Raw genomic sequence first — 3,522 nt, forward strand, 5'->3', positions numbered from 1 at the left:
CTTATTAACTTCTGTGATTTATCACAGTTTCTAGACCTGACGAAGGCTAGAGCAATCATTAACAGAATATATTTGAGTTGAAATAAATTGTTCATACTCGTTTTAATAAAACACAATAATGTGACACGCAAGTGACATATTAGAGTGAATAAAAGAAATGAGAAACTAGCGATTAAACTGAATCAAGCGTTTTGGTATATGAATTTAGATTGAAGCTGTACAGTGCTTAAGTGCACAGTACTTCGAACTGTATGAGAGTGATGATTAGTCATCATGATCTGTTGTTATCCTACTTGTAGGGATTAACGACTGTTTGGGGTTGTATAGTCAAGTAATTAAGTGCATGTGGTGGATGCCTTGGCAGTCAGAGGCGATGAAAGACGTAATAGCCTGCGATAAGCTTCGGGGAGGCGGCAAATATCCTGTGATCCGGAGATTTCTGAATGGGGAAACCCACTTACCATAAGGTAGGTATCGTATGATGAATACATAGTCATACGAGGCGAACGAGGGGAAGTGAAACATCTCAGTACCCTTAGGAAAAGAAATCAATTGAGATTCCGTCAGTAGCGGCGAGCGAACGCGGATCAGCCCATTAAGTTATATGTGTTTTAGCGGAAAGCTCTGGGAAGTGCTACCGTAGAGGGTGATAGTCCCGTACACGAAAGGGCACATATAATGATGACGAGTAGGGCGAGGCACGTGAAACCTTGTCTGAATATGGGGGGACCATCCTCCAAGGCTAAATACTCCTGACTGACCGATAGTGAACCAGTACCGTGAGGGAAAGGCGAAAAGAACCCCTGTGAGGGGAGTGAAATAGATCCTGAAACCGCATGCATACAAGCAGTGGGAGCCGACTTGTTCGGTGACTGCGTACCTTTTGTATAATGGGTCAGCGACTTATATTCAGTAGCAAGGTTAACCGTATAGGGGAGCCGTAGAGAAATCGAGTCTTAATAGGGCGTATAGTTGCTGGGTATAGACCCGAAACCGGGTGATCTATCCATGAGCAGGTTGAAGGTTGGGTAACACTAACTGGAGGACCGAACCCACTGTCGTTGAAAAGCCAGGGGATGACTTGTGGATAGGGGTGAAAGGCTAATCAAACTCGGTGATAGCTGGTTCTCCCCGAAAGCTATTTAGGTAGCGCCTCGGACGAATACCATTGGGGGTAGAGCACTGTTTCGGCTAGGGGGTCATCCCGACTTACCAAACCGATGCAAACTCCGAATACCAATGAGTACTATCCGGGAGACAGACTGCGGGTGCTAACGTCCGTAGTCAAGAGGAAAACAATCCAGACCGCCAGCTAAGGTCCCAAAATCTATATTAAGTGGGAAACGATGTGGGAAGGCATAGACAGCTAGGAGGTTGGCTTAGAAGCAGCCACCCTTTAAAGAAAGCGTAATAGCTCACTAGTCGAGTCGGCCTGCGCGGAAGATGTAACGGGGCTAAAATATAGTACCGAAGCTGCGGATGTATACTTTGTATACGTGGTAGGGGAGCGTTCTGTAAGCCGATGAAGGTGGATTGAGAAGTCTGCTGGAGGTATCAGAAGTGCGAATGCTGACGTGAGTAACGACAAAACGGGTGAAAAACCCGTTCGCTGAAAGACCAAGGGTTCCAGTCCAACGTTAATCGGGGCTGGGTGAGTCGACCCCTAAGGCGAGGCCGAGAGGCGTAGTCGATGGGAAATTGGTTAATATTCCAATACTTCTGTGTAATGCGATGAGAGGACGGAGAAGGTTAAGTCAGCCTGGCGTTGGTTGTCCAGGTGAAAGGTTGTAGGCATGCATCTTAGGCAAATCCGGGGTGCTCTATGCTGAGAACTGATAGCAAGCTGTACTTGTACAGTAAAGTGGCTGATACCATACTTCCAAGAAAAGTCTCTAAGCTTCAGTTACACAGGAATCGTACCCGAAACCGACACAGGTGGTCAGGTCGAGTAGACCAAAGCGCTTGAGAGAACTCTGCTGAAGGAACTAGGCAAAATGGTACCGTAACTTCGGGAGAAGGTACGCTGCCGATGGTGATAGAACTTGCTTCTTGAGCTGTTGGCAGCCACAGAAACTAGGCCCCTGCAACTGTTTATTAAAAACATAGCACTCTGCAAACACGAAAGTGGACGTATAGGGTGTGATGCCTGCCCGGTGCTGGAAGGTTAATTGATGGGGTTAGCGTAAGCGAAGCTCTTGATCGAAGCCCCAGTAAACGGCGGCCGTAACTATAACGGTCCTAAGGTAGCGAAATTCCTTGTCGGGTAAGTTCCGACCTGCACGAATGGCATAATGATGGGGGCGCTGTCTCCAGCAGAGGCTCAGTGAAATCGAAATCGCCGTGAAGATGCGGTGTACCCGCGGCTAGACGGAAAGACCCCGTGAACCTTTACTGCAGCTTGACATTGAACTTTGATCTTACTTGTGTAGGATAGGTGGGAGGCTTTGAAGTGACGACGCTAGTTGTCATGGAGCCGTCCTTGAAATACCACCCTGGTAATATTGAGGTTCTAACTCTGTCCCGTTATCCGGGACGAGGACCATGTCTGGTGGGTAGTTTGACTGGGGCGGTCTCCTCCTAAAGAGTAACGGAGGAGTACGAAGGTGCGCTCAGCGTGGTCGGAAATCACGCGTAGAGTATAAAGGCAAAAGCGCGCTTAACTGCGAGACCAACAAGTCGAGCAGGTACGAAAGTAGGTCTTAGTGATCCGGTGGTTCTGTATGGAAGGGCCATCGCTCAACGGATAAAAGGTACTCTGGGGATAACAGGCTGATACCGCCCAAGAGTTCATATCGACGGCGGTGTTTGGCACCTCGATGTCGGCTCATCTCATCCTGGGGCTGAAGCAGGTCCCAAGGGTATGGCTGTTCGCCATTTAAAGAGGTACGCGAGCTGGGTTTAGAACGTCGTGAGACAGTTCGGTCCCTATCTACCGTGGGCGCTGGAAATTTGAGAGGATCTGCTCCTAGTACGAGAGGACCAGAGTGGACGAACCTCTGGTGTACCGGTTGTGACGCCAGTCGCATCGCCGGGTAGCTATGTTCGGAAGGGATAACCGCTGAAAGCATCTAAGCGGGAAGCCTACCTCAAGATAAGATTTCCCTAGGAATTTATTCCTCTAAAGAGCCGTTGAAGACTACGACGTTGATAGGTTGGATGTGGAAGTGCAGCGATGCATGAAGCTGACCAATACTAATTGCTCGTGAGGCTTGACTATACAACACCCAAACAGTTGTATGTTTCGATAAATTCAATGCAAAATACTTGATTTAGTGAAAAAGCTAGTTACAATATCAACTCAAATAGATTCCTGTTAATAACTCTTTTGGAAAAAGCATTGGCACACACTGAAAAGTGAAGAAATAAGACCAAAGCAAGTATCCATAAACAGTTTGCTGGCGACAATAGCAAGAGTGAACCACCTGATCCCTTCCCGAACTCAGAAGTGAAACCTCTTTGCGCTGATGGTAGTGTGGGGTTACCCATGTGAGAGTAAGTCATCGCCAGCTTTTAAATCTAAAA

At 47.6% G+C, this 3,522-nt stretch carries 2 rRNA genes; both read left to right on the plus strand.

Annotation, left to right across the window (positions count from 1 at the left end):
* The first annotated feature begins 325 nt into the window (after positions 1 to 325).
* Positions 326 to 3,217: ribosomal RNA gene (locus tag HX124_RS17540) — 23S ribosomal RNA — on the plus strand.
* A gap of 177 nt (positions 3,218 to 3,394) precedes the next feature.
* A 5S ribosomal RNA gene (gene rrf, locus HX124_RS17545) occupies positions 3,395 to 3,509 on the plus strand.
* Positions 3,510 to 3,522: the final 13 nt, after the last annotated feature.

The sequence above is a fragment of the Acinetobacter sp. 226-1 genome, assembly GCF_030329325.1.
Lineage (GTDB): Bacteria > Pseudomonadota > Gammaproteobacteria > Pseudomonadales > Moraxellaceae > Acinetobacter > Acinetobacter sichuanensis.